The sequence below is a fragment of the Nonomuraea sp. NPDC049750 genome (genome assembly GCF_040659625.1).
In the GTDB taxonomy this organism is placed as follows: domain Bacteria; phylum Actinomycetota; class Actinomycetes; order Streptosporangiales; family Streptosporangiaceae; genus Nonomuraea.
Window position 1 is genome coordinate 106,995 of sequence record NZ_JBFANB010000025.1, and the last position, 21,402, is coordinate 128,396.

Genomic DNA, 21,402 nt, shown 5'->3' on the forward strand with positions numbered 1-21,402 from the left:
GTCAGTCGGCGACCTGGGGACCGTTGACCTTCTCCAGCAGGCGGGCCAGGCGCTCGCGCAGCCCCGGGCGCGCAGGCAGCTCGCCCGCGGCCATGCTGACCAGGTGCTGGGCGCCGTCGAAGGTGACCGGTCCGAGCCGTGGCACGGCGATCGCGTCGTGCGCCAGCCCCTCCAGCGCCGTGTCGCCGCCTTCCAGCGCCAGGATCGTCGCCCCCGTACGGCGGGCGTCGTTGACCCGTTCGAGCAGCGGCACGGGCGCGTCCTGCTCGGCCACCACGAACAGCGTCTCGCCGCGCCCCGCCCGCTGAATCCGGTCGAGCCCGACGCGCAGGTGGGCCGGGGCGTCGGCGGGCGGCTTCCAGCGGACCAGGGTGGGGGCGAGCTGCGGCAGCTCGGAGAGCCGGGCCTCGTCGGCGAGGTGCGCGGTGAGATGCCACGGTTCGTCGTCGGGCGTGCCCACCAGCATCAGGCCGCCGGGCGAGCGGGTGGTCCGCAGCGCCAGGCCGAGCTCGCGGGTGCGCTCCACCCAGCCGGTCTCGGCGAGCAGTTCGCGCAGAAAGGTCACCGAACCAGCATCCATCCGTCCATGGTGCCCGACCGTCGCACTGGAGTTCACCGTTTCGGGGCGGCCCGGTGATGCGGTCGTGGCCAGTGTTATGTGGCGCGGCAGGCAGTCTGACGACGGCTCGGATTCGCCGTCGTTTCGGGCCTTGACACGAGGTTACTGCCGGGTAACGATCGGCTCGCGGCGCCGCCTTCCCCTGAGCGAACCCCACGGAGAGGGGTGGCACATGAGGTTACGTGTCCGCGTCAGCATGACCATGATCCTCTTACTGATCGCGTCCTTCGTCGCGGCGCCGCCTGCCCGCGCGGCCGCGGCGGGGGACGTGGTCACCGCCCAGCCCACCACCGTCTACCTGCTGCCGGGCAAGCTGCTCGAAGTCCCGGTGAACGCCTGGCACCTGCTCTACCGCTCGACCTCCGCCACCGGCTCGCTGAACGCCGTGTCCGGCACCCTGCTCGTACCCAAGGCGAGCTACCCGCTGGGCAAGCGCCCGATCATCGGGTACGCCGTCGGCACCCACGGACTCGGCGACCAGTGCGCGCCCTCGGCCAGCATGAGCCGGGGCGGCGAGGCGGAGCTCGCGCTGGTGAGCCTGTTCCTGCTCAAGGGGTTCGCGGTGGCCATCACCGACTACGAGGGCCTCGGCACGCCGGGAGTGCACACCTACATGGCGGGGATCTCGCAGGGTCACGCCGTACTGGACTCGATCAGGGCCGCCACGCGCGTGTCGGGCTCGGGCCTGTCCACGGGCGGGCCGGTCGCGATCATGGGCTACTCGCAGGGCGGCGCGTCGGCCGCGTGGGCTGCTCAACTCCAGCCGTCGTACGCGTCGGAGCTGCGGCTCAAGGGCGTGGCCGCGGGCGGAGTCCCGGCCGACCTGCACGCGGTGGCGGACCACCTCGACGGCGGGGCCAACTTCGGCCTGGCCGCCGCGGCCGGGGTCGGCTTCGACGCCGCCTACCCGGAACTCGATCTCAACGCCGACCTCAACGACCGCGGTCGCGCCCTGCTCGCGGACGCGGCCGACGACTGCGTGGGCGACCTGGGCAGCAAGCTCGCCGGCCTGCGCTTCTCCGACCTGAGCCCCGTTGACCTGATGAACCAGCCCAAGTGGCTGGCCCGGCTCGCCGAGAACCGCCTCGGGGCGACCGCGCCGCGTGTCCCGATGTTCATCTACCACGCCCAGGGCGACGAGATCATCCCGCAGGCGATCTCGGCCACGCTGCGCTCGGAGTACTGCCGGACGGGGGTCAACCTCCGCTGGACGTCCCTCCCGGCTCCGAATCACGTGACGGGGGCCATTGAGGGCGGGCCGCTGGCCATCGAATGGCTCGCACTCCGCATCCTCGGCATCCCGGCCTTCGGTAACTGTTAGCGGCCTTGTCGCAGGTTGGCGGGGCGGTAGCAGTTTGGCGGGCGATCGCAAAGGTAACCATGGGTAGTGGATAAATAACTCTCCGTGATGGGAGTCCTATGCGTCGCCTGACCCTCACCCTCACCATCGTCTCCGCGGTCGCCGCGAGTGCGCTGACACTCGCCCCTGCCGCGACGGCTCAGGCCGCCGCCCGCGAGTACATCACCGTCACCCAGTGCGTGTTCGCGGGCGGTGTGGTCGTCCCTGACTGGCTGAGCCCGACCGGGCGCACGTGCGTCGGCGGCGGTTACCACGGCTATCCGGTCTTCCCCTACTAATACGCACTGATACGAACGGGTCCGTCTCCCTTTCCCCCGGGGGGCGGACCCTCGGCCGATGGTCAGGGAGTGCGGTGCTGGTGCTGCTCAGGCAGGTGGCTGTCCGGGTGAACCCACAGGAAAACGTTGTTGTCCGGCCGCGACGCCTGCTCCCACTGCTGCCGGAAGAACGCGAGGACCTGCTGATCGGAGTGACGCAGACTGAAGTGGGTCAGAACGAACAACGTCTGCGGATGGGCCTCGACCACGGGCCGCAGCAGGCTCCAGACCGTGTGCCCGATCCGATCCGCGCGCTCCAACTCGGTGTCATCCAGAAACGTGCATTCGGTGATGATGACCGGGTATTCAAACAGCCACGGGTTGCGGGCGAACACATTCACATGAGTGTCGCCAAGAAAGGCGAACAGCGGTCGCCGAACCTCGTGGTCGACTTCGACCCCCTCTTTGCGTTTCCGCGCCATGATCCGGCCGAACTCGCCGCCCTTGCCCTGCTCAATCAGGTCCTGACGCAACTGCTCGAACTCCGGCCGTAGCGCCTTGCTCCGCTCGGAGAAGGCGTACCCCACACAGGGCGCCTTGTGCTCACACTCCACCACCCGCACGAGGTGCCCCCGGCGCCCGAAGCTGAACTCGTCGCCGCGCCGCACCCCATGCAAGCGGTGTCCTGTCGCCAGGGCGGGATCGAACCCCGCTCCGTGATTGAGCTCCGCGGACGCGCGCAAGTAGGACTCCACGTACGGCACCGCCTCGGCGGGCAGGTAGATGTCCGTGCCGGCGGGATTGGCGGCCAGGAAATCAAGGTCCTTGGCATGGTCATGATGGGTGTGGGTCAGGAAGACCGTGTCCACCTGCCGCCCCTCGCACAGCCCCGCGTCGAGGCTGCACCGCAGCTCGGGGATGTGAAAGAACGTCTTGTCGTTCGCGCGAGAGTAGCCGGTGAGGGTCAACTCGCTGCCGGGCATCCGCCAGGTCTTCCACTGCCTGAACGGGTGCCCCTGCTCAAGGCGCGCGGGGTGGTCGGCCGAGGCCAGGTCCAGCTCGGTCATTTCTCGCTCATCCCATTCCTCCGGCCGCTCTGCGCCCATTCCACATCGAAGCCCCCGGTTCGCCTGATCTTCTGCAGAACCCTGGCACAGCGACCCTCGATGGGGTAGCGAATTAGAGGCGCCGACGTAGTGGTGGTGGCGCTCAGTGACCTGCACGGGGACTTCGGCCGAGGTGCCGTGCTGCCGACACGCTCAAGGGCGGGCGCTGCGCCCTCATCGTTTGTCGTGAGTCGGTACGTTGGCCACGTGCGAACAGGCTCACCGGGTACGGCGCTCATCGTCATTCGTGGTAATTCCGGCTCGGGCAAGTCGAGCGTGGCGCGAGCTCTCCGGGAGACTTACGGCCGCCGTGGTATGGCGCTGATCAGCCAGGACGTGGTGCGCCGCGAAATCCTTCGTGAGCTGGACAAACCGGGTGCGGTGAATATCGGGCTCATCGACAGCATGTGCCGCCATGCCCTGGATGTCGGCTACCACGTGATCGTGGAGGGCATTCTGACCGCGAGCCGGTACGGGGAGATGCTGCAGGAGCTTGGCCGCGATCATCTTGGCAAGACGTTGTTCTATTACCTCGACATCTCCTGGGAAGAGACGCTCCGTCGGCATGAGACTCGGCCCCAGCGTTCCCAGTTCGGCGCAGGCGAGATGCGTCAGTGGTACATCGAGCGTGACCTGCTGCCCGATGGCTGTGAGAGCGTCATCGGGGAGGACAGTTCCCTTTTGGAGATCGTCCAACGAATCCTGGCGGAGGCCGACCTCACGGCTGACCAGCCCCTTTAGAAGGCCACTCCTTCGCCATCCTCGACCATGCTGACGAGTCGCGGGAGGCGCCTACTACCGCAGTCGAGCGGGTGCCGGCCGTCAACCGCCGGGCTTGGTGAACTCCACGCCGTCGAACCGGAACACCGTAACGCGGCCGGGGTAGTCGCCGACCGCCAGAAGCCGGCCGTCGGCGGAGAAACCAACCCCCTGGTACCAGTTCGGCCACTCGCCGGGTACCGCGAAGCGCGGCTTCAGCGGCTGTCCGGTCGCGACGTCGTAGACAATGACCGGGCCACGAGAGGGGGCGCCGGCGAGCAGGGTGCCGTCGGGTGACAGCGCGAAGTCGGCGAATCGCTCGTGCCCGTCCCGCTCGCCCTCGATCGCCCAGCACAGAGCACCGGACTCCACCGAGAGGCCGAAGCATCCTGAGGTCGCGCCGCTCGCGACGAGGATTTGCTCGCTCCCATCGAACGCCAGCTTGTCGAACTGGCGCCCGATCCCCTGGAATCCCGGGGGAAAGGGGAATGGGGCAGCGAGCACTCGCTGACCAGCGTCAACATCCCAGATCTCGAGGTCGTACTCCGTATCGCGGTTGTCCGGATCGTGGGTGAGGCCGACGAGCCGACCCGACGGCGACAGTGCGGCGGTGGTCTGGAAGCGCTTGCTCGGCGGAAAATCGAGGCACGAACCGCCGTCCGGGCCCAGCACTCGCAGCGCGTAATCGTTGTCGACGACCAGCATCCGCTGGCGGGCCGAGTCCCACTCCGGTCGGGTCTGGGGCAGGCGCTGGACATGACCGGTGGCGAGCGCCACCGTGCAGCTCACCTCCACCATGGTGATCCTGTCGCGGACAGTGAACGTCAGGTGCGATCCGTCCGGCTCGAAGGCCATGGTATGGATCAGTGAGTACTGGTACGCATCGGTGTAAATCACCTGCCGGACGCCAGTCCGTAGATCGATTGTCTGCACATCGGAGCCGGCATTGCCGACCCGGTCGGGGATGCCGCGGGCGACCGCGACGGTGTGGCCGTCCGGGTGCAGGGCGATCTCCACGGCGCCATTCTCTGCCCGCGTCGCGCACTGGACGACGACGTCACCCGGCTCGGTCGCGGCGACGTCGCGGAGCAGGGCGTACCCGTCACGCATCTTCTCAGTGACGACCTTCTCCAGGCCCTCGCGTGCCGCGGGCCCGTCGTCGAACGCCTTCGTGCGCCCCTGAGGCTTCCCGGTGCCGGCCCACCAATTCCGGTGCAGCTCAACGCCGTCGACCCGGAGTTCCAGGTACTTGCGCTTCGAGGTCCCGGGATGAGTCAGGAGAATATGATCACGATCCACACGCGGCATCGTAGGGGTCTCCAGCATCGGTCATCGCGCAAATCCTTTGTACGCCGAACCGACGCCTCCCTAGGATCGCCGGCATGCGGCGCACGATCATCATCGGCGACATCCACGGCTGCTTCGACGAGTTGCTCGAACTGCTGGAGAAAGTCGACATCCGACCGGACGACCTGCTGGTCAGCGTCGGTGATCTGGTCGATCGCGGTCAAGCGCCCGGTGACGTGGTCAGGCTCTTCCGCGAGCGTCCGAATTCGGTCGCGGTCATGGGTAACCACGAACGGAAACACGTACGCGGGATCTTCTCCTACGCACAAGAGATCACCCGCTTGCAGCTCGGCGACCACTACGCCGAAACGGTCGACTGGATGCGGACACTGCCGTACTACTTCGAGAACGAGCACGTCCGTGTCGTCCACGCCGCGATGCAGTCCGGCATTCCGCTGGCCGACCAGAGGGAGGAAATCCTCTGTGGCTCGACGAGGGGCGAACGAGAGCTCACGATGCTGTTCCCGGACAGCAGCTGGTACGACCACTACACCGATGCCAAGCCGGTGGTGTTCGGCCATCACGTAACCGGCAGGGAACCGATGATCCTCAACGGCCGGATCTTCGGCCTCGACACCGGTGCCTGCCACGGCTGGAATCTGACCGCACTGTGTCTCCCAGGATTCACGGTCCACTCGGTAAGGGCGCACGCGGATCATTGGTCGACCACCAAGCGCCAGTGGCAGTTGCCGGTCCTGAAGTCGAAGCCTTGGCATGACTCCACCTGGCTGGAGCTGGCTCAGGCGATAGAGCGGGTCGCTTCGGCGCCTGACACCGCCACACGGGGGTGGTTGGAGGAGCTCCAAGAGTGGGCCGCGAATCTGCAGTCGGCATTCCCCACCATGGTCGCCACGGCGCATCGAGTCGCCGATGAGCTCACCGAGGAGGGACTGCGCCGACATCCTGCTGCGAAGGTTCTCTTCCAGGCCCGAAACGGCCGCCTCGACCAGGCGGACCTGGCCAGGCAGTGCCCGACACCACGCAGAACGATCGACCTGGCGGCCGCGTTGGGGCTGGTCCTGGACGAGCCGCCCAAATGGACCCGACCTTGGCCATCTCCAAGATCGCGGAGAGGGCCAAGGTCGGGTCATCGAGCTATGGGTATTTCAGGGAGTGGTGAACAACCACCATTGGGTGGTGCCGTTCTGCGAGCAGAACCACGAAACCCATTGACCGGCCTGCTGGCCCTGCAGCCCGGATACCGCGCAGACTTCGAAGCTGGCGTAAGGGCCGAGGACGGTCTGGGCCTTGACGGCGGTCCTTTCGATGGCGGCCATCGCAGTGGTGCCGGCTCCCAGCAGCAGACTGGTCGCGGCGGCAGCGGTGGCCACGCCGGCCAGCAGGCGAGTTCGGTAACTCACGACAAACTCCTTTCTCGATGTGTTGCCGTTTCTGGCGTGGGCGTGAAGATGATTTGCGTTTGATCTGCTCAGCTCAGAAGCCGGCGGGCCTCAACAGGAGATCACCAGGGAGAACGGTCGGTCGTCGTCGACGTTCATCGGGTGCTGAGCCGATGGCGTCGCTGTGCGAACGAAAAGCGTCCTTCCATTGACCGCGCCGACCAGGATCGACGCACTGCCCGGCCCGGGATCATTGCCACCCGACGTGTTGATCGTTCCGGTCAGTGCGCATCTGCTGATGTCGGAGTCCGTCGTCAGGTTGTAGCGCCCCCCGCCGAATTTGTTGACGTTCCTGATGCCCGATGCGGCGAGCAGGGTTCCGTTTGCGCTGACTTTGGCCCAGAGGGTTCCCGGGGCAGCCCGATTGGCGGACAGTGCTGCGGAATTGGTGTCCGCAGTCGCGCTTGAGACGGCGAACACGCCACTGGCGATGATGGCAGAGGCTGCCAGCATCATTGGCAGTCGTACTGAGTTCTTCATGTCTACCTCCATGAGAAAGGATTCATCCTCGGCTGGATGCTTGCTCTGACTGTGCATCGCGGCGGCATACGAGGGGGATCCCTAGATTCAGTGATTGCGGTGGCATGCATTCGCTCGATGCGGTTTTTGGCTGGAAAGCAAGGGAATGGCGGTTCAATATCCGTTTTGTGTTCAATGGGACCGAAAGGTTTGACTGGCAGACCGTGGTGATCGCCATTCCCCGCGCGTGTCGAACCGGTTGACATGGAGCTCGCATCAGATCACAGCGGTCAGCGGCAACAGCTGGGCAGGCGGCAAACGGCACCCACAGGCCCCGTTTCCCGGGGTCTGCGTCAGCGTGCCTTGAAGGGATGCGGTATGCGGGCTCGGCGTGTACGGATGTGGTTGGCGGCATTGATCGTCGGGCTTTGCGCGATGGTGCTGATTTCGAGTGTCGGGGTGCCGGATCAGCTGGTGGAGCGGGCTGCCGCTGCCGCGCCGGACCCTGAACAGTCCGTGGACGGCCGCCCTGTACCGAAACGCGAGGTCCCCAGGGGCGCGGAGGAGTCAGCACCGAAGGTGGAACGGCGTAAGCCGGTGTGGCCGAAGGCAGGCACGGCCGAGGTGGAGGTGTCGGCCGTCGACAAGGTGGCCGAGGCCGGGACGTTGCCGGTCAAGGTGGGCCAGGTCAAGGGCGGCGGGCTGGACAAGGTCAAGGTGGAGACCTTGTCGCCGGAGGTTGCCCGCGCTCTGGGCGGGGTGGGGATCGCCGCTCGAATGGTGCGGGCCGATGACGGGGCGGCGCCGGGCAAGGTACGGGCGGAGTTTTCGTACGCGGGCTTCCGGGACGCGTTCGGTGGGGACTTCGTCAGCCGGTTGCGGCTGGTACGGGTGCCGGCGTGTGCGGTGGAGGTGCCGCGGCCGAAGACGTGCGTGGTGCGCCCCGTGGTGGTGCCGTCCACGAACGATGCGAAGGCCGGGACGCTGACCGCGGAGGTCGAGGCGGCGCCGGCCGGCGCGAGTGCGGCGGCGGTCAAGCCGACACCTGCGGGCAAGGATCGCAAGGCATGGGCGGCCCAGGCGGCCCGCGAGCGGCTGGCGGCGCAGCTGGCCGCCGGGTCGGTGTATCTGCTGCAGGTCGGCATGACGGGGCCGAACGGCAACTGGGGCGCCACCGACCTGAAGCCGTCAGGGACGTGGCAGGCGGGTACCTCGGGTGGTGGGTTCGACTATGACGTGCCGTTGCCGGAGCCGCCGTCGGTGGCCGGGAACGGGCCGGATCTGTCGCTGCAGTACGAGGCGTCGTCGGTGGATGGGCAGGGGCAGTGGAGCAACAACCAGTCCGGCGTGGTGGGGGCGGGCTGGGATCTGAGCGCCGGATTCATCGAGCGGCGTTATCGGCGGTGTTATGTCGACAACGCCTACGACGACAACACCGCGGAGTTGATCTGGACCGCTGAGGAGAAGGGGATCGGCGGGGAGGCGTTGTGTTGGGAGTCGCCGGATGAGACCGACGGTGACAGTTCCACCAACGACAAGTCGCAGTCGGAATTGGTGTTGTCGGCGGGTGGTCGGTCGGCGCAGATCGTCAAGGACCGGAATACGGGCGGGGGCTGGAAGACGTTCCGGACTTCGGCTGGAAGATCGAGCAGGTCGCCGGGGGAGCCGACGGCCAGCCGTACTGGAAGATCACCAACCAGGAGGGGCAGGTCTGGCGGTTCGGCTACACCAAGGACGCCCAGTGGCAGGTGCCGTATGTGGGCAACGACTCGGGCGAGCCGTGTTACGACCGGTACCTGAACAACGACATTCCGCCGACCTGCACCGGCGTGTGGCGGTGGAACCTCGATCAGGAGATCGACCGCAACGAGAACGTGATCGACTACTCCTACAACCGGGAGACCAATTACTTCTGCCTGCCCTCGTGCGCGCACGAGCTGTACCGGGTGCTGCCCTATGACCGGGGCGGCACGCTGGCCAGGGTGCAGTGGGGCCACAACACCCAGGTGCCCGGCAGCGTGCCGACCGCGCGTACCACCTTCACCACCGCCGACCGGGGCGGCGTCGACGTGCCCACCGACCTGCAGTGCGCACAGGCCACGGGCTGCACCAACAGTGCGCTCGCGTTCTTCTCCACCCGCAAGCTGACCATCGTGCAGACCGAGTCGCTGAACCCCACCTTGGGCGGCTGGGACCCGGTGGACCGGCTGGATCTGACGCAGACGTGGATCTACCAGCGGACCGATTTCGGGCCGGCCGATGATCCGGTGCTGTGGCTGGACAAGGTACAGCAGACCGGCCAGGCCGCCAGCCCGTCGATCATGCTGCCTTCGCTGGACTTCGACGCGGTGATGCTGGCCGGCAAGATGGACTACGACTCCATGTCGGACTGGACCGACTTGCTGTCGTGGCGGATGGTGCCGCGCATCGCCGCGATCGGCAACGGGATGGGCGGCCGTACCGAGGTCACCTACGGCCAAGCCGATCCGTGCGGCGGCGGCAAGGGCCGCGACGGGTCCAACTATTTCACCGACAAGGTCGGCGATTGCTACGACGTCGACATGGGCAGCGACCCTGACTCCGGCTATGAGAGCTGGTCGCGCTTCTTCAAGCAGCTCGCGGTCAAGGTCGTCGAACGGGACATGGTCGGCGCCTCGCCGGACATGGTGCATGCCTACGAGTTCATCGGCAGTCCGCGCTGGACCAAGCCGGTGCAGTTCGCCGAGCCCGGCCAGGCGCCGCCGACCTCGGACTGGCGTGGTTACAGCCAGGTCCGCACCATCGACGGGACGGGCACCGACCCGGCCGGCTACACCGTCACCACCCGCAACTTCCTGCGCGGCACCGGTGAGACCGTCACCGACTTCGACGGTGGCACCCTGGTCGACCAGCCGATCCTGCAGGGCAATGTCCTGCAGGAGCAGTCGTGGAAGATGACCGCGCTCAGTCCCCGTGCGTACACCGAGGTCGACTCGACTCGGTGGGAGTACACGATCCAGAACACCGGCAACGGGCCCGGCACCATGGATCCCGCGCTGGTGTTACAGACCCGCGAGCGAGCGCGGGAGAAGATCACGGGCGGAACCTGGCGCTACACCGACTCCAAGACCGCCTACAACGCCGACGGCCTGCCCAAGCAGGTCAACGACTACGGCCAGGACGGCGTCACCACCGACAACTCCTGCACCACCACCAGCTATGCCCGCAACGCCGACACCGGCCAGTGGCTGGTCAACTTCCCCTCCGTGGTGGAGGAACGGTCTGGTGACGACTGCACGGCGGGCGCGCTGATCGGTAAAACGGTCAACCTGTACGACCTGGGCACCGATCCGGCGACCAACAAGCCCAGCGACGGCAACCTCACCGAGGTCCGCTCCTACGCAGGCGCGTCCACCATCTCCACCGCCAAGGCTACCTTCGACGAGTACGGTCGACAGCTGACCAGCGTGGACCCGCTCGGCAAGACCACCTCGACGACGTACACCCCGCCCGTCGGTTGGCCCAGCACCGGCATCACCACCACCAACCCGCTCGGCCACACCATCACCGCCCGGCTCTCGCACCGCCTGGGCGACGCGGTCTCGGTCACCGACGCCAACGGCAAGACCACCGAGATCGACTACGACGCGCTCGGCCGTACCACCGCGTTGTGGAAGCCGGGCCAGCCGCGCAATGACGGTATCCCGAGTGCAACGGTGGCCTATGACATCGCCTGGGACGGCTGGTTAGGTCAGCCAACCGCGCCGATCAAGACGACCGTCAAGCAACTGCTTACCGGCACGAAGTACACCAGCGCCATCAGCTACGAAGACGGGTTAGGCCGGGCCCGCGAGGCGCAGACCGCCTCCCCGTCCGGCGGCCGGATCGTCACCGCCACCACCTACGACGCGCGCGGCCTGACCAGCGGGGTTTCCGAGCCGGTGCACAACACCGCTCAGCCGGGCAGCGGGCTGCTCAACCCCGCGCTGACCAGCCTGCCGCAGTGGACGAAGAGCGTCTACGACGACCAGGAACGCCCGGTTGCCACGATCGCCTACCACCTCGACACCGAGCTGCGCCGGACCAGCACCTCCTACCCCGGCCTGGACCGCACCGAGGTGACACCCCCGGTCGGCGGCAAGACCGCCACCGTCACCGACGCCCTCGACCGTGCCGTCAAGGTCGAGGAGTGGGCCGACGCCACCACCCACCAGGACACCAGCTACAGCTACGACCTGCACGACAACCTCACCAAGATGACGGACGCCAACGGCAACGTCCGTACCTACACCTTCGACTGGCTGAACCGGCGCACCGCCGCCACCGATCCGGACGCGGGTGCCTCCAGCTACGGCTACGACCTGGCCGGCCGGCTCACCTTCAGCATCAACGGCAAGAACCAGAAGACCTCCTACAGCTACGACGACCTCGGTCGGCGCACCATCCAATGGGCGGGGGAGGTGTCCACCGGCACCAAGCTCGCCGAGTGGAGCTACGACACCGTCGCCAAGGGCCAGCCCGGCGCCGCCACCCGTTACACCGGAGGCCAGCCCTACACCCAGATCGTCACGTCGTATGACAGTGACTACCGGCCTACCGGCACCAAACTCACCATCCCGGCCAGTGAAGGCAACCTTGGCCGCGACTACGCCTTCACCTCTACCTACGACGCCGCCGGGAATCTACGCGAGCAGGGGCTGCCTGAGGCCGGTGGCTTGGGCGCGGAGAAGCTCACCTTCGCGTACACCGACCTTGGCTTCGCCCAGGGCCTGACCTCCGACCTGGCCGGTGGGTTCACCTACGTCAAGGACACCACCTTCACCCCCACCGGCAAACTCGCCACCCGCTCGCTCGGCGCAAACGGTCAGATCAAACGCGCTCTCGAACGCGACACCGTCACCGACTGGCTCTCTCGTGTGTCCACGCAGGCCGAGGCCGACACCACCACGCCCGAAACCATTCAGGACGACCGCTACAGCTACAACGTGGCCGGCAACATCACCCGCGTCCTGGATGCCGCCTCGGCCATTCCCGGCAACACCGACGGCCAGTCCGAATGCTTCACCTACGACGGCTTACTGCGGTTGAAGACCGCATACACCACTACCGCGAATTCGTGCACGGGCACCGGTGACGCCAAGGGCCTCGATCCCTACAGCCAGGCGTATGCCTACGACAAGGTCGGCAACATCACCAGCCTGACCGACAACGGTCAGACCGCCACCTACACCTACCCCGCCCCCGGCGCGACCGCCGTCCGGCCCAACGCCGTCACCTCCATCACCCGACCTGGCGGCACCGACACCTACGCCTACGACAACGCCGGACAACTCGCCGCGCGCACCGTCGGCGGCAAGCAAGGCACCTTCGACTTCGACCAACTCGGCCAGCTCACCCAGGCCACCATCGACAGCAAGCAGACCTCAATGGTCTACGACGCCGCCGGCGAACGCCTGATCCGCCGTGACCCCGATGGCAGCACCACCCTCTACCTCGGCCCGATGGAGCTCCGTCTGTCCGGTGGTCTGGTCGCCAGCAAGCGCTACTACAGCGCCAGCGACGGATCACAGATCGCCATGCGCGACGCCACCGGCGTCACCTGGCTGCTCGCCGGCCAGCACGGCAGCACTCAACTGGCCGTCAACAACGCCACAGGCACCGTCAACCGCGAACGCTACCTGCCTTATGGCCAGCGTCGCGGCGGCGACGACCTGCCCTTCACCGACCGCGGCTTCCTCGGCAAGATCGAAGACGCCTCCACCGGCCTGGACTACTTAGGCGCCCGCTACTACGACCCCGCCATCGCCAAGTTCATCTCCACCGACCCCGAACTCGACCTCCGCACCCCCGAATGGGCCAACCCCTACAGCTACGCCGCCAACGACCCCATCACCCAATCCGACCCCGACGGCCGCCGCGTCGACACCGGCAACGCCAAATCTGACAAAACTTTCTCCAAGACGCACAAGGCCAGCGGGCAGAAAAAGAAGACGTGGGAGATCAAACTCGAAAACAACGAAAAGAAGAGACTTGCTAAACAAGTCAAGAAAGCCAAGTCCGGAAAGACTAAGAAAGTCAAGTCCGAAAAGCCGGAAGAGCAGAATGCTCATGTGCTTCTTGACTGCGCCCCCGCAGACGAGAAGTGCGATGTCAAGCCTGAGTTCACGCCGCTGGAAATAGGGGTGTTCACCTGGCTGAAGAAGTACTACGACATCGTCACCGTCGGAACCACCTGTGCCCAGAAGCCGGACAAGAGCTGCCTCGACGCTCTCGCGGACGCCAAGTTCAAGAAGCCTGGCGAGAAAGCCTCTAATTGCAGCAGCTTCGTTCCTGGCACGAAGGTGCTCATGGCCGACGGAACCAAGAAGTCCATTGAAGACATCAAAGTCGGCGATAAAGTCGTCGCGACCGATCCAAAAACAGGCAAGAGCGAGGCAAAATCCGTCATCACTCCGATCACCAGTAAAGGTGTCAAGAATCTGGTGCGGGTGGCGGTGGACAGCGATGGCGACCAAGGCCGCGGGGCCGGCATGGTCACCGCCACGGACGGGCACCCCTTCTGGGCGCCGACCGCTCGGCAGTGGGAGCAGGCGGGCACGCTTCGGCCAGGGCAGTCGCTGCAGACCAGCCATGGCGCCTACCTAAAGATTGCTGCGCTCGAGAAGTCAACCGCTGCTGACCAGCGCGTCTACAACCTGACGGTAGCCGACCTACACACGTACTATGTGCTGGCAGGCGAGACGCCGGTCCTGGTTCACAATTCGAATGGGTTGTGCGGAACCGCGGCGCTGGATAATGGAGACTGGCAGCACATCGTGGATCGGCACCGTCCCGGCGGTGTGAAGGTCGACGCCAAGGCTGGAATTCTAACAGGTAAGGCCAAGCTTGTTCGTGAGCGAATAGCGGAGACCATCGACCGAGGGACGCCAAAGGCGAACACTCCGGATCCTGAAACCGGTAGGCCGCGCGCCGGACAGATATATGAGTGGGATTTCGGTGTTCCCGTTGGAAGGGCCGGTCCGGCGAATGGTGGGGGAGAGTTGACAGGCATCCGTGTCGTCGTAGATGACGGTAAAGTCGTGACGGCGTTCCCGTTCTAGCTAAATAACGGCGAGCTGAGGAATTTATGATTCGTTTCTCTTTCGAGGTACCGAAAGCTGGGTCGCCCTGGCGCGATACCTGGGACAGGGCCTTCCAGGTCAACCCAGCGGCCATCAGCGAGATGGACCTCTGCTACAAGTACTTCGGGGTAAGTGCCGAGCTTGTGGTTGACGAGGTTAAGGTCATCTCCAGCGAGGGGCATGTGACCCTCGTCGATCTAGCCCTTTCTCTCTGCCACGCGTTGAGTCGTATCTCGTCGGGAGAAGATACGGCAATCGGCTTCACGGAAGATGATGAAGTCATCCGCTTGCGACGTAAGGCTGATCAAGTCGAAATTACGTCATCGAAGCATCAGTGGCAGGTCTCCGTGGAGCAGGAAGAGCTCGTTGGCGCTTTCGATGACTTCCTGCGAGAGGCCCATACTCGTCTGACTGAAAATGTCCCCGGACTGGCCGATAACCCAGTAATTCAGCGGTTCTCGCCGGAGTGGATGGACTCGATGCCCCGCGAATAGAGGGTGAAATGACAGGGGTCCCACTGGCGTGTTCCAGTGGGACCCCTGCGTCGTTTGATGGCAACGCTGACAGCAACGTCAGCGGACGGTTGCTGCGGCGAGTGGGCCGTCTGGGTCGTCGTTGGCCGGGCCAAGGGCGTTGCCCAGGGTGTCGACGGCCTGCGGTTGGAGGCGGAGCCGGACGTGAGCGTAGACGCCGGCGTGACGCCGATATGGGCGTGGCCGAGGAGTTCTTTGGATAACGACGAGGTCGACGCCTTACTCCAGGAGCAGGGTGGGCGTCGAGTGGCTCAGGTCATGGAAGCGGATGCGGCGGAGCCCGGCCCAGTCGAGCAGCCGACCGAAGGTATCCATTCCCGCCTGTGTTCCATCTCACCCCGGCCACCTTGCGTTCTGCTTCCTGGCGTTCCTGGTGGCTCTTCAGTGAGTGGACGCACCCCGTCGGCAGGGTGATGCGGCGTTCGGAGGCGCGGGTCTTGGTGGGTGGGTAGGGCGGTCAGGCCGCCGCTCGGGGTGCCTTGGAGTGAGCGGCGGATGCCGGCGGTGCCGCTGTTGAGGTCGAGGTCTTCCCAGTGCAGGCCGAGGAGTTCGCCTTTGCGGAGTCCGGTGCGGAGGGCGAGTTTCTGGCTACCTACCAAGGGAGCGATTCATCAGTTGTGTAGTTCTGAGTAGCAGAGTAGGAGCGCCACTTGATTTCTGGAGTATTGTCCGCCCACGCGAGGTGCTCTGGTGTAATCGCTGCCAAAGTGATGTCGTATCCCGCTTTGGGTTCGTCGCTCGGGTGTACGAGGGCCAGCCACTGCTCGCCGAGGAAGATACGTGAATCGCGAGTCGGCCAGTTCCATGCCGGAAGGCCGAACTCGCGACTCCCTTCCTGGGATCGGATCCAATCGGCCTGTACTTCTCGCGCAAATTTACTTGCAGGAGCTCCCAGGATTGCCTCGATGACTGTGGCGTGAATAAAAAAGTCTGAGAGCTGTTCGCCAGTGCGTGTCCATGGGTTCGGGTTATCGGATGGCTCTCGCTCGTATACCTAGTGAGCTTCATCGTCCGGGTCGAATGCCCATATCCAAGTTCCTTGGTTCTCGACCCAGAAGGGTACCTTTCCGTCCTCTGGCGTGAGTTCCGAAACTGGAATGGCGTAGTTGTGCGAGGTGATCACTCCGTCCCATCGTGCGGAGATATCATGCCATTCAACAAGCTCCCTGGGCGCTGCAGACGCTTCTCTCAAGCTTGAGTTAGGGGACGTTGCGTTGCCGTACCAACTGCCCAGAAATTGCAGTAGGCCCTGGTTGTCTGTTGAGGCGAGATAGCTCATGGCGGCTATTGTGCGCTACCACAGGCTGAATTCGTAGAGTCGTGGGTTGCGGTCACCCGGTCGCGGCGGATCCAGTTGTAGAGGGCGATTGGGGGCACGGCCAGTGTGCGGGCGAGTTCGGCTGGCCACCAGGCATTGTGGCTGGGTGTGTGGCGCTTAGGCCAGGTTTCGGCCCGGTTGGTCGGTGGTGTTGCGCAGGTGGCGCACCAGATCCCGGATCGTCTGCGCTCCGAAGATGGCGACCTGTGGGGAGGGCGCAGGCTTTCGACTTTGAGCCGGTCGATGATCTGGGCGCTGGTCGGATCGGCGTTGTCGAATTGCAGGACCAGCACGACAAGCCGCGGCTGTTACGCCAGCTTCTCCAGCCGGGCGGCCGGAGAAGCGAGTCATCGGTGGTGGCGGTGCGTCTGCCTGCCCAGGTGATCTGCTCGGATTCGCCATGGACAGTGACGGTGACGGCCTCGATGATGGCGCGCTGGAGTTGCTTGCGACCGGCGCTGGAGCTGTTGTCGGTAGGCTACGGCGCCGGGAGATCGGCGGCCAGTTCACGGATCTGCTCACGCTTGGCGGCCGACAGCAGCAGCGGCGCGTGGCCGGCTCCTTGAGACCGACCTATGGTGCTTGGCAGTGGCAGTTCCCCACACGTTCCGCCAGGGCGCATGCGAACTCATATTTGAGCCCTCGCCGGGAATGGCGAGGGCTCTCGACGACTCCGGGAAAGATTGTTCTCCGTGAGGAGATCAGTCGCGGTCTGGCTGGTCAGTCGGTAGGGAATTCGAATTCGTTCAAGTGGACGCCGCCGGTGAAGGCGCGCCACTCGCCTGGGGTAAAGATCAGTACTGCCGCGTCAGGGTTCTTGCTGTCTCGCACGGCTACACGCTGGCCGATGAAGGCAACCTCTACGCACTGACCGTTTCCACCACTGAGGCTGCTGGTCCGCCAACTGGCACCAAGCAGGTCGTTGTCTTCCATGCCGTCTCTCCTCTCACGCCTGTTCGAGGGCACGCGCCAAGATGATTTCCGTGGTATCTGCATCGGCGGCCCTGGCCATGAGGTGCTCAAACATTACGTTATACCCTCCGATATCCTCCTGGCTTTCGAGGAAGAGGTCGCTCGTGCCGGATTCTATGTAGACGACATCCCGAGCCTCTCGGAAGCGGAGGATCGCGAAGCTTCCGTACATGCCTGGATGTGCCCCGATGTCGAAGACGATCACTCGTAGAGTGACGTTCGGTAGGTGGGCGGCCTCTCTCAGCCGTTCAATCTGGGCACGCATGGTAGGTCTGCCGCCGACGTTGCGGCGCAGCACGGCCTCGTCGATCACTGCCTGTAGCTCCAATGGCTGCGTTCGCGTCAAGAGCTCCTGGCGCTTCAGCCTGGCTGCCACTCGACCTTCCACCTCGTCCTCTGACGCTCTCGGTGCTGAGCCGATGATTGCGGCGCGTGCGTACTTCTCCGTCTGGAGAAGTCCGGGTATGAACGAGGATTCATAGTTGAGGAGGGTTGTCGCCTCCTGTTCAAACCCGATATAGGCCGCGTACGGACCAGGCAAATGCTCCGATACGGGTTGAAGCCATGTCTGCTCTGACGCGGCTTTGAGAAGGGCTTCCAACTCCTCGCGGCGCTCATCGCGAACTTTGTACACATCTAGGAGGGTTCGCAATGTGCGAACCTGCGGTCTCGCGCTGGCGGATTCAAGACGGAACAAGGTAGAGGGGACAAGACCGGTTGCCTCTGCGACCTGCAGATGAGTTAGTCCGGCTTGCTCTCTGAGCTGGCGTAGTTCCACGGCAAGCCGCCGGAGGCGAGCGGTCGGGGCCTTATGACGTGCCACGCGATCAGCCTAGCTGAATCCGGGCTTGAGATGCGCATGCAGTATTGCATTTGAAGTCACTGCTAGTGCAGTATAGCTTTCCGTAGTCGATCAACTACAGATTTGCCTGAAGGCTGCGCACATGGGCTGCGAGAACGCGGCCCCGCTTGATTAGCCCTGGCGAGGGTGGCTTAAGAGATGCAACGCAAGCGGAGCAGTCCTATGTTTCGCATATATGCGAAGGGCGCCGCACGCCCGTTATGCGAGGAGGTTTTGCATGTAATGCCTCGACTGCAAAATGCAGCGAATTTCCGCTTCAAGCAGTTTGCGCGTGGTGTGCGGAAGTAGAGCCTTCTCGCAACCGCAGATCAAGGACGTAGTTCACATACACGGGAACGAAGGGCGGTTGGAGCGATGAGGCGTAACCGGACGCGACCCATCCGAGACCAGGAGATGTGTCTCCGCCTGGTGGGGCCGCCCTGTGTTCTGCGTCAGGGGAGCGTGCCTGTCCCGGTTCGGTTACTGAGTACCGGGGAGCCGTTCGTCGCCCCATTGAGGGCGGCGAGACGGCCGGCGCGAGTGCAGGCCAGGTCCTGGGGAGCGCGGCGGCTGTTCGCGTGCGGGCGAGGCCCACTTCAGCCAGTGGACGCGTTCAATGCGAGCCCGCCGGGTCGGACGTTGGAGCTGATGCTATGAGCGGGTTGTTCCTGGCCGAGATCGTGTTGCCGGGGGTGGAGCGTTCTGTGGCGGTGGCTCGCCGGTGTGTGAGGGAGGTGCTGATTGTCGCCGGGCACGAGGACCTCAACGACGTGCTGCTGGTGGTGAGTGAGTTGGTGACGAATGCCGTGTCCCACTCCGCTTCTCGCGAGCCTGGCGGGTTCGTCACGGTGGAGATCTCCTCCGTGGATGCCATGACGGCCTACATCGAGGTGATCGACGAAGGGTCGGTGACCATTCCCGAGGTGCGTAACGCCGATGCCGGTGAGTGTGGCGGCCGAGGGCTGCGGCTGGTGGAGGCGCTCGCGGCCGGGTGGGGTGTGCGAGATGAGGCATACCGGCGGCGGGTGGTGTGGGTGGCGATGTCCACGAAGGATGGGACGTCGGCCTGCGTGGCAAGGGCGGGAGGGAGGAATTGAGGTGCTTTGGGGCGTCCTGGATGGTCGATCAAGTGTGGTTTCATCCTCGCTGCACAAGTCCGCACGTGTCCCCGACGCGATCGCATGCCGCGCCGCTGGCGTGGAACGCGCCGTGTGACGGCGGCCGTGGCGTGCGCGTGGTCGCGTGTACGTGCGAGTGCAGCAGCCCTTTCTACGAACTGTGCCAGGCGGGCGGCCGGCGGTTCATTCGACGCATCCGTATCGGGCCGAACATGTGGATCGTCGACGAAAGCGACCGATGGCATGCCGGGCAGGCGGATACGCATTGGAACGCTTTGCTGCTCGGTCTACTCCACTGAGAAGAGGGTCCAGGCCGTGCAATGTGGGCGTGGCGGGCGACAGTCGGCGCCCGCCACGCGGTGGTGTCAGCGGTGCCAGAGGACAGCTGAGGTGGTGGTCTGGTCGAGGGTGACGTCGCCGTTCCAGGTCAGGAAGGACTGCTGGGGGAGGTAGTTCTGGCCGAGGAGGAAGCCGCGCTTGATCCCCGTGACGTGCACGGTGGCGCCGGTGTCGGTGCCGACCACGACGCGGTTGGCGGTCACCTCGGCGATGTCGTCAGCCGTCGTCCCCGCGGGCAACTCCACTGTGGTCGCCGCCGGGTCGTCCCGCTGGAGGGACCAGGTCGGGTCCACGTGGTTTGACAGATAGACGGTCTCGCCGTTCACGAGGCGTACGCCGAGTGAGACGCCGACCCAGGATGAGCCCGCGTTGGCCGGCTGCGTGGTCTTCTTGACCACCGCGTACAGGTAGTTGCGCTGGTCGCTCACGTCAGGCGTGGTCGGTGTGGTGGCTGAGGGGGCCTCGATCTTGCCCTCGCGGAGCATTTCCTTGGCCATGATCTCGTACGTCCAGGGGTTGGCGTCCATGAGGTACTCGCGAGCCTGGTTGGCCGGCAGTGTCGGCAGGTACGACAGGAAGAACCGCATCGGGTCGTCCACGGTGTCGCACATGTTGTTGTTCGACGTGCAGGTCTGCAGGAGGGCGTGGTCGTTCTCGTACCGGCCGGAGAAGCGCAGTGTCTGGTGGTCGGGAGCCTGGTAGGTGTCGCTGCCCGCGACCCGGTCGCCGTTCTGGTCGACTTCGACGCTGTAGATCCACTCGATGTCGGTCGTGCGGCCCCAGCGGGCCATCAGCGCGGGGGTGTTGGTGCCGCCGTCCTCGTTGCTCCAGATCACCGAGTACGTGAGCTTCGTGTGGCCGGGGGTGGTGGCCGGTGCCGCGTCGTGCCAGGCGATGAGCGGGGTGTCGGTGGTCGCGTTCTGGTACGGGGTGCCGAGGGCGGCGATGTTGCGGCCATAGACGACGGGTGCGTAGCGCAGTACCAGGTATTCGGGGCTTCCCGGCGCGTAGGTCGAGACCTTCAGCGCGTCTATCGAGACTGATTTGCTCGACGCGGCGGAGCGCTCGTCGGCGAAGTGCAGGCGCAGCTGGTGTACTCCGGCTTTGAGCCGGCCCAGGGCGAGTTGCCGGTGAAGGGGCTGGGCGCCGGAGACCACCAGGTCGGCGACATATCGGTTGTCGACCGAGATGGATACGACGGCCGACTCGGCGCCTGCCTTGGCCCAGTCCGTGCCCGGCGCGGACGCGTTCAGATCGATGAGCGCCTCGCCGGACTTCCGGACGATGATGGGCACTCGCGGGTCTGGGCGGTCCCGGCGGACCTCGATGGGCCGCGTGTGGGTGGTGTCGGCGGGCGCGGGTGTGGTCTGTGCCGTGGCCGGGGTGGTCAAGCCGGTCAGGCCGGCCAGGACAGCGACCGTCGCGGTGAATAGGGGGACAACTCGCATCAGGGGGTTCCTCCGCTGCATGGACTGCGCCGTGGGCGGGATGAAGCGCGCCCCTGAGCAGGTCCGATCAGATGCCAGGTCTAATGATCGAAACTAACCGGCCGAACAACGCCGGGAAAGCGGTCGCTGAAGAACGGGACAACCTAGTAGGCCCCATCAACTGCCGCTTGTGGCCGATCGGCTGGCCGAGCCCGACCACGACAAGGAGACGACGTCTGCGCTGGCCGTGGCATGTACGTCGCGGCACGCATGCGAGTGCACAAGCCCTTTCTACGCACTGCGTCAGGCGCCGCCTCTGTCCGATCATGGTCACCCAGACGGTCAAGGGCCGGGGTCGAAGGGGCCGGCAGGGCCCCTGGGAAGAACAGCCCCGAACAACACGCGCGAAGCGCGCCCTCATGAGGGACCATGCCTTGCGCCCGATAT

The 21,402-nt window shown here is 65.3% G+C and carries 16 protein-coding genes; 9 read left to right on the forward strand and 7 right to left on the reverse strand.

The window, feature by feature from the left end; translation table 11 throughout:
• Position 1 precedes the first annotated feature (1 nt).
• Complete coding sequence (locus AB0J16_RS43535; protein WP_357961346.1) at positions 2 to 580, reverse strand: hypothetical protein; 579 nt, start codon at positions 578 to 580, stop codon at positions 2 to 4.
• Positions 581 to 791: 211 nt separating this feature from the next.
• Here AB0J16_RS43535 and AB0J16_RS43540 point away from each other — a divergent pair, with 211 nt between their 5' ends.
• Together AB0J16_RS43540 and AB0J16_RS43545 are read left to right on the forward strand one after the other, a co-directional pair.
• The gene (locus tag AB0J16_RS43540) at positions 792 to 1,940 is read left to right on the forward strand and encodes a lipase family protein (protein WP_358551138.1); all 1,149 of its coding nucleotides are present in this window, start codon (positions 792 to 794) and stop codon (positions 1,938 to 1,940) included.
• Between the two features lie 98 nt (positions 1,941 to 2,038).
• Positions 2,039 to 2,257 carry a hypothetical protein gene (locus AB0J16_RS43545; RefSeq protein ID WP_358551140.1) on the forward strand — a complete coding sequence of 73 codons (219 nt, stop codon included), beginning with the start codon at positions 2,039 to 2,041 and terminating at the stop codon, positions 2,255 to 2,257.
• A gap of 62 nt (positions 2,258 to 2,319) precedes the next feature.
• On the opposite strand, the gene AB0J16_RS43550 is transcribed toward AB0J16_RS43545, so the two are convergent.
• Complete coding sequence (locus AB0J16_RS43550) at positions 2,320 to 3,303, reverse strand: MBL fold metallo-hydrolase (RefSeq protein WP_358551142.1); 984 nt, start codon at positions 3,301 to 3,303, stop codon at positions 2,320 to 2,322.
• Positions 3,304 to 3,549: 246 nt separating this feature from the next.
• Between AB0J16_RS43550 and AB0J16_RS43555 the strand changes: the two genes are divergently transcribed.
• Positions 3,550 to 4,083 carry an AAA family ATPase gene (locus AB0J16_RS43555; RefSeq protein ID WP_358551144.1) on the forward strand — a complete coding sequence of 178 codons (534 nt, stop codon included), beginning with the start codon at positions 3,550 to 3,552 and terminating at the stop codon, positions 4,081 to 4,083.
• 81 nt (positions 4,084 to 4,164) lie between these two features.
• On the opposite strand, the gene AB0J16_RS43560 is transcribed toward AB0J16_RS43555, so the two are convergent.
• Positions 4,165 to 5,427: a hypothetical protein gene (locus tag AB0J16_RS43560; protein WP_358551146.1), complete on the reverse strand. Its 1,263-nt coding sequence runs from the start codon at positions 5,425 to 5,427 to the stop codon at positions 4,165 to 4,167.
• Between the two features lie 56 nt (positions 5,428 to 5,483).
• On the opposite strand from AB0J16_RS43560, the gene AB0J16_RS43565 reads away from it, so the two are divergent.
• On the forward strand, positions 5,484 to 6,872 hold the full coding sequence (locus AB0J16_RS43565) for a metallophosphoesterase family protein (protein ID WP_358551148.1): 1,389 nt from the start codon (positions 5,484 to 5,486) through the stop codon (positions 6,870 to 6,872).
• Positions 6,873 to 6,899: 27 nt separating this feature from the next.
• On the opposite strand, the gene AB0J16_RS43570 is transcribed toward AB0J16_RS43565, so the two are convergent.
• Complete coding sequence (locus tag AB0J16_RS43570) at positions 6,900 to 7,328, reverse strand: hypothetical protein (RefSeq protein WP_358551150.1); 429 nt, start codon at positions 7,326 to 7,328, stop codon at positions 6,900 to 6,902.
• A gap of 558 nt (positions 7,329 to 7,886) precedes the next feature.
• Between AB0J16_RS43570 and AB0J16_RS43575 the strand changes: the two genes are divergently transcribed.
• From AB0J16_RS43575 to AB0J16_RS43590, 4 genes are all read left to right on the forward strand, one after another.
• The gene (locus AB0J16_RS43575; RefSeq protein WP_358551152.1) at positions 7,887 to 9,107 is read left to right on the forward strand and encodes a hypothetical protein; all 1,221 of its coding nucleotides are present in this window, start codon (positions 7,887 to 7,889) and stop codon (positions 9,105 to 9,107) included.
• Positions 9,065 to 14,386: an RHS repeat-associated core domain-containing protein gene (locus tag AB0J16_RS43580; RefSeq protein ID WP_358551154.1), complete on the forward strand. Its 5,322-nt coding sequence runs from the start codon at positions 9,065 to 9,067 to the stop codon at positions 14,384 to 14,386. The genes AB0J16_RS43575 and AB0J16_RS43580 overlap by 43 nt, the downstream gene beginning before the upstream one ends.
• Positions 14,387 to 14,412: 26 nt before the next feature.
• The gene (locus AB0J16_RS43585) at positions 14,413 to 14,901 is read left to right on the forward strand and encodes a hypothetical protein (RefSeq protein ID WP_358551156.1); all 489 of its coding nucleotides are present in this window, start codon (positions 14,413 to 14,415) and stop codon (positions 14,899 to 14,901) included.
• Between the two features lie 1,563 nt (positions 14,902 to 16,464).
• On the forward strand, positions 16,465 to 16,824 hold the full coding sequence (locus AB0J16_RS43590) for a hypothetical protein (RefSeq protein ID WP_358551158.1): 360 nt from the start codon (positions 16,465 to 16,467) through the stop codon (positions 16,822 to 16,824).
• A 154-nt stretch (positions 16,825 to 16,978) separates the two neighbouring features.
• On the opposite strand, the gene AB0J16_RS43595 is transcribed toward AB0J16_RS43590, so the two are convergent.
• Both AB0J16_RS43595 and AB0J16_RS43600 read right to left on the reverse strand, forming a co-directional pair.
• A complete protein-coding gene (locus AB0J16_RS43595; protein WP_358551160.1) occupies positions 16,979 to 17,191 on the reverse strand; it encodes a DUF397 domain-containing protein in 213 nt (70 codons plus the stop codon).
• A gap of 13 nt (positions 17,192 to 17,204) precedes the next feature.
• Positions 17,205 to 18,053 (reverse strand): helix-turn-helix transcriptional regulator, encoded by an 849-nt coding sequence (locus tag AB0J16_RS43600; protein WP_358551162.1) that lies wholly within the window; start codon positions 18,051 to 18,053, stop codon positions 17,205 to 17,207.
• Positions 18,054 to 18,724: 671 nt separating this feature from the next.
• On the opposite strand from AB0J16_RS43600, the gene AB0J16_RS43605 reads away from it, so the two are divergent.
• The gene (locus tag AB0J16_RS43605) at positions 18,725 to 19,168 is read left to right on the forward strand and encodes an ATP-binding protein (RefSeq protein ID WP_358551164.1); all 444 of its coding nucleotides are present in this window, start codon (positions 18,725 to 18,727) and stop codon (positions 19,166 to 19,168) included.
• A 386-nt stretch (positions 19,169 to 19,554) separates the two neighbouring features.
• On the opposite strand, the gene AB0J16_RS43610 is transcribed toward AB0J16_RS43605, so the two are convergent.
• Entirely contained in the window at positions 19,555 to 20,976 is a 1,422-nt protein-coding gene (locus tag AB0J16_RS43610; protein ID WP_358551166.1) for a hypothetical protein, read from the reverse strand.
• Positions 20,977 to 21,402 lie beyond the last annotated feature (426 nt).